The 4,771-nt window shown below is 69.0% G+C and carries 7 protein-coding genes; 5 read left to right on the top strand and 2 right to left on the bottom strand.

The annotated features are described in order from the left end of the window. From WD271_17410 to WD271_17430, 5 genes are all read left to right on the top strand, one after another. On the top strand, positions 1-521 hold a 521-nt coding region (locus tag WD271_17410), incomplete at its 5' end, for a cytochrome c-type biogenesis CcmF C-terminal domain-containing protein (protein MEX1009599.1). Next, positions 518-1,066 carry a TlpA disulfide reductase family protein gene (locus WD271_17415; protein MEX1009600.1) on the top strand — a complete coding sequence of 183 codons (549 nt, stop codon included), beginning with the start codon at positions 518-520 and terminating at the stop codon, positions 1,064-1,066. The genes WD271_17410 and WD271_17415, both read left to right, overlap by 4 nt. After that, positions 1,066-1,521 (top strand): cytochrome c-type biogenesis protein, encoded by a 456-nt coding sequence (locus tag WD271_17420; GenBank protein MEX1009601.1) that lies wholly within the window; start codon positions 1,066-1,068, stop codon positions 1,519-1,521. The genes WD271_17415 and WD271_17420 overlap by 1 nt, the downstream gene beginning before the upstream one ends. Continuing rightward, positions 1,514-2,347 (top strand): tetratricopeptide repeat protein, encoded by an 834-nt coding sequence (locus WD271_17425; protein MEX1009602.1) that lies wholly within the window; start codon positions 1,514-1,516, stop codon positions 2,345-2,347. Before WD271_17420 ends, WD271_17425 begins: the two co-directional genes overlap by 8 nt. 21 nt (positions 2,348-2,368) lie before the next feature. After that, positions 2,369-2,836, top strand: a complete 468-nt coding sequence (locus WD271_17430; protein ID MEX1009603.1) for a peptidylprolyl isomerase — start codon at positions 2,369-2,371, stop codon at positions 2,834-2,836. 27 nt (positions 2,837-2,863) lie between these two features. On the opposite strand, the gene WD271_17435 is transcribed toward WD271_17430, so the two are convergent. Together WD271_17435 and WD271_17440 are read right to left on the bottom strand one after the other, a co-directional pair. Continuing rightward, positions 2,864-3,148 carry a hypothetical protein gene (locus tag WD271_17435; protein ID MEX1009604.1) on the bottom strand — a complete coding sequence of 95 codons (285 nt, stop codon included), beginning with the start codon at positions 3,146-3,148 and terminating at the stop codon, positions 2,864-2,866. Then, the coding region (locus WD271_17440) for a DEAD/DEAH box helicase (protein ID MEX1009605.1) at positions 3,145-4,771 on the bottom strand (1,627 nt) is incomplete at its 5' end. The genes WD271_17435 and WD271_17440, both read right to left, overlap by 4 nt.

A 4,771-nucleotide genomic window follows, 5' to 3' on the forward strand; every position in this document is an offset into this window, starting at 1 on the left:
TCGGGGTGGTGTTGATCGCGGTGGTGTTGGCGGTGTCGTCGGCCTACGGCGCGAACCGGGAGGTCCGGCTCGAGCGCGGCGAGTCGGCAGTGGTGTCGGGGTACACGTTCACGTTCCTCGGTTCGAAGATCGACCGGTCGGCGCAGAAGACCACCGTGTCGGCCGCCGTGCGCGTGCGGCGCGGCGATCAGGTGCTCGGCGTGTACGCGCCCGCGATCTCCACGTTCCCCAACAGCACCCAAGGGATCGGCACCCCGTCGGTGCACACCGGTCCCGTCGAAGACGTGTACCTCACGCTGGTGTCGTCGCCGGGCAACGGCGGCCGCATCACGCTCGGGGTGCGCGTGAACCCGATGATCCTGTGGTTGTGGATCGGCGGCGGGGTGATGGCGCTCGGCACGATCCTGGCGCTGTCGCCGCGGCTGCGGCGCCGGCCGCGCACCCCGGTGCCGGCTGATCCCCAGGTTGAGTTCGACGATCCCGTGCTCGAGGAGCTTCCGGCCGAAGAGGTGCCGGCGTGAAGCACCCGGCACGGTGGGTCGCGCTGGCGGTTGCGGTCGTGGTCGTCGTGCTCGGTGTCGTGCTCGCGCTCAACGTGGGCAACGACCCGCAGATCGAATCGCAGAAGAACCGTCTCGTGGGTCGCGACGCGCCCACGTTCAACCTGCCCACGCTCACCGCCGAGCGCGTCACGCGCGACGGGCTCGCGGGAAAGGCCGTGATCGTGAACTTCTGGAACACGTGGTGCATCCCGTGCCAGAAGGAGCTGCCGTCGCTCAAGGCCTTCTACGACGCGCACGCCGACGATCCCGACTTCGCGATGGTCGGCATCGTCCGGGACGAGCCGAAGAGCAAGGCGGGGATCGAGAACTACGTGCGCGAGCACGGCATGGGCTGGACGATCGCGCTCGACCCCACCGCGAAAGCGGCGCTCGACTTCGGGACGAGAGGCCAGCCGGAGACGTTCGCGATCACACCCGACGGACAGATCGTCGGCTTCCAGCTCGCCGAGGTCAGCGTGTCGAACCTCGAGGAGATGCTTGCCGCCGCGCGCGGCCGGCAGTGATGCGCCGCTGGTGGCCGTGGCTCGCGCTCGCCTTGGTGCTGGCGGTTGTGCTCGCGATCCTGGTGTGGCCGGGCGGCGCACAGACCCCGGCGGCACGCGCGCACGACCTGGCCACTGAGTTGCGGTGCCCGGAGTGCGAGGGCCTGTCCGTGGCCGACAGCAACGCGCCCACCTCGAAAGCGATCCGCGCCGACATCGAGCGGCGCATCGCCGCCGGGCAGAGCGATGCGGAGATCCGGCAGGTCTACGTCGACGACTACGGCGAGGACATTCTGCTCTCCCCCCAGAGCTCCGGCATCGGGTTGATCGTGTGGGTGCTCCCGGTCCTCGTGCTCGCGCTCGGCGCCGCCGGGATCTGGTTCGGCCTCACCCGAGCCCGACGCGAACCACGCCTTCACGCCACAGAAGCCGACGAAGCGCTGGTCGACCGGGAACGCGGAGTCGACGATGAGTGACCGCGAAGAGCTGGAGGCCGAGCGCGACTTCCTGCTCGAGTCGCTCGACGATCTCGAGATCGAGCACGAGAGCGGCGGGATCGACGACGAGTCGTACCGCGAGCTCCACGACGACTACACCGCTCGCGCTGCTGCCACCATCCGCGCGCTCCGCGACGGTGTCGACGCGCGTCCGTCGCCCGCGCCCCCGGTTGCGGCGCGACGCCGGATCGCGATCATCGCGGTGATCGTGGTGTTCGCAGTCGTCGCGGGCGTCGCGCTCGCCTCCGCGCTGGGAGCCCGGCTACCCGGACAGACCGCGTCGGGGAACTCGCAGTCTGCGCAAGAGGATGCCGCCGCCAAGCGACTCAGCCGGACGATCAAGACCCTCGAAGCGAAGGTGAACGCCAGCCCCGACGACTACGACGCGCGACTCGGGCTCGCGCATGCCTACGAGGCCAACGGCGACCTCCGCAACGCGCTCGCACAGTCCGACAACGCGATCACCATCGACCCCAACCGGCCGCAGGCCCACGCCAACGCCGGCCGCCTGCTGTACCTGGCGTCGGAAGCGATCAAGGACAACGACACTCGCGTGCAGTTCGTCACCGAGGCGAGCGCTGCGCTCGACACTGCTCTCGAGAAGGATCCCGAGTACGCCGACGCGTACTACTTCCGCTCGGTGCTCGAGTCCGCGACCTCCCAACTCGACCGCGCGCAGGCCGATCTCCAGACCTACCTCGTGAAGGCGCCGAACGGCCCGTACGCCGACGGCGCTCGCGATTTGCTCGCGCGCGTCACGAGAGCGCTCGAATCGCCGTCGACTACCGTGCCGGATTCCCCGTGACACCCCGAGCAGGAGCATCAGATGGCTGAGCAGCCCGCGTTCGAGATCGACGAGACCAAGACCTACCGCGCGACGATCACCACCGATCGTGGCACGATGGTGCTCGACCTCGACCCGAAGCTCGCGCCCAACACCGTCAACAACTTCGTGACCCTCGCCCGGCAGGGCTACTACGACGGTCTCACGTTCCACCGTGTCGTGCCCGACTTCGTGATCCAGGGCGGATGCCCCGAGGGTTCCGGCACCGGCGGTCCCGGCTACAAGTTCGAGGACGAGCCGGTGAAGAGCGACTACACGCTCGGCGCGGTCGCGATGGCCAACTCCGGGAAGAACACGAACGGCTCGCAGTTCTTCGTGTGCATCGACGACTGCACCCGCAAGCTCGACAAGGCGTACAACCTTTTCGGCTACGTCACCGACGGCATGGACGTCGCCGCGGCCACCCAGGTCGGGGACGTGATGCAGAGCGTCATCATCGAGGAGCGCTGACTGCGGACGCGGGGGCCAGGGGCTGGTTCAGTCCGGCTCGCTCGTTTCCAACAAGCCGGCCGATGTTGCGAGTGCAACCGCGAGTGCGGCTGCCCGTTCGTAGACCGCGTTGAAGTAGTGCTGCGCGACTTCGCCGCTCGGGAACGGCGGCGCCCCCAGGGACTGGATGAGTGCGGTGGGGTGATCGCTGGGTCTGATCACGGTGCCCAGATGGTCCTCGGTGTTCTCGGTTCCCCAGAAGTCGCGTACCGGCGCGCGCCGGCGGCGTTGGTTCGATCGTGCGGGGGCCCTGCGGCGGCGCGGACCGTTCATGCGGCTCGGTCTTCGGACGGCGTCAGATCTTCGGCGAGCACGGTATCGGGTCGAATACCCAGCGCCACGCGGAGCTGCTCGCTGTCGAGGTCGGCGAGCGAGCTCGACTTCGGGAGGACCAGGTTGGCGATGCGGCGCTTGCCGGCTACGACTTCCTCGACCCGCTCGTCGACAGTGCCGGGACAGACCAGCCGATGGCAGATCACCGTGTGGGTCTGGCCGATACGCCAGGCACGGTCGCGCGCTTGGTCCTCGACCGCAGGATTCCACCAGCGGTCGTAGAGCACGACATGGTTGGCAGCAGTGAGGTTCAATCCCGTGCCGCCGGCCTTCAGAGACAACACGAGGGCACCGGGACCAACGCCTGTCTGGAAGTCGCGGATCAGGTGGTCACGCGCAGTGCGCGACAACCCGCCGTGGTAACACGCGACCGGCGTGCCGGTGAGCGCGGTGAGATGTTCCGCGAGCTGTCGGCCCCATTCGGCGAAGTGCGTGAACACCAGGACGCGTTCGCCGGCGGCGAACACCGCTTCGACGATCTCCTCGAGGCGGGCCAACTTGCCCGAGCGCCCGGCGAGCGGGCGGTCGTCTTCCTGATACGCCGAGGGATGGTTGCAGATCTGTTTGAGCGCGGTGATCGCAGCCAGGATCTGACCCTTGCGCGGCTCCTTGCCCTCGGGCAGGTCCGTGCCGAGGACCAGCTTGTCGAGCGCCGCCTGGTACAGGCCGATCTGCTCGGGGGTCATCGCGCAGTGGTCCAGCTCATCGATCCGATCTGGCAACTCCGCCGCGATCGCCGGCTCGGCCTTCGTGCGCCGGAAGACGAGGATCCCGTTGAGGGCTCGCAACGCGTCCTCGGCGGCCGCGCGCGTCGCTTCGCCTTCCCGGGAGAGCGCGGCGATGAACTGCGGTCGGGGGCCGACGAGACCGGGATTCGTGAAGTCGAGGATGGCCCAGAGGTCGCCGAGACCGTTCTCGATGGGCGTGCCGGTCAGCGCGACCCGCGTTCTCGCGGGGATCCGCCGCAGCTGCTGTGCTGTGTCGCTCGCCGCGTTCTTGACGGCCTGGGCTTCGTCGAGGATCACATGGGCCCAAGAGACGGCGGCGATGGCGTCGACGTCTCGCACGGCGGTCCCGTAGGTGGTGATCATCACATCGGAGTCCGCCACTTCGGTGGCGATCTCGTCGACGGAGGCGCGGTTCGCGCCGTGGTGCACGACGACGCGCAGCCCAGGGGTGAAGCGCGCCGCCTCGTTGGCCCAGTTCCCGACGACCGCCGGCGGCGCGATCACCAGCGCCGGATCGTCACAGTCCCGGCCGCGCCGGAGGTGTGCAAGCATCGTCGGTGTCTTCCCCAGGCCCATGTCGAGCGCGAGGCAGCCGCCGATCCCGGCCGAGTCGAGGAAACGGAGCCACGCCAACGCTTCGGCCTGATAGTCGCGCAGCTCACCGACGAAGCCACTCGGGGTGCCGACCGGTTCGGCCGACAGGTTGGCCGCGGACGCCAGCAGATCGGCGGCCCAGCCCCCACCTTCGACGGAGATGCCACCCGCGAGCGGCGAGCCCTCGAGACCCAGCGCGAGGCGGAGCATTTCGGCACCCGACAGTTGCGTCGTGGGGGGG

It is taken from the genome of Acidimicrobiia bacterium, from assembly GCA_040880805.1.
In the GTDB taxonomy this organism is placed as follows: domain Bacteria; phylum Actinomycetota; class Acidimicrobiia; order IMCC26256; family DASPTH01; genus DASPTH01.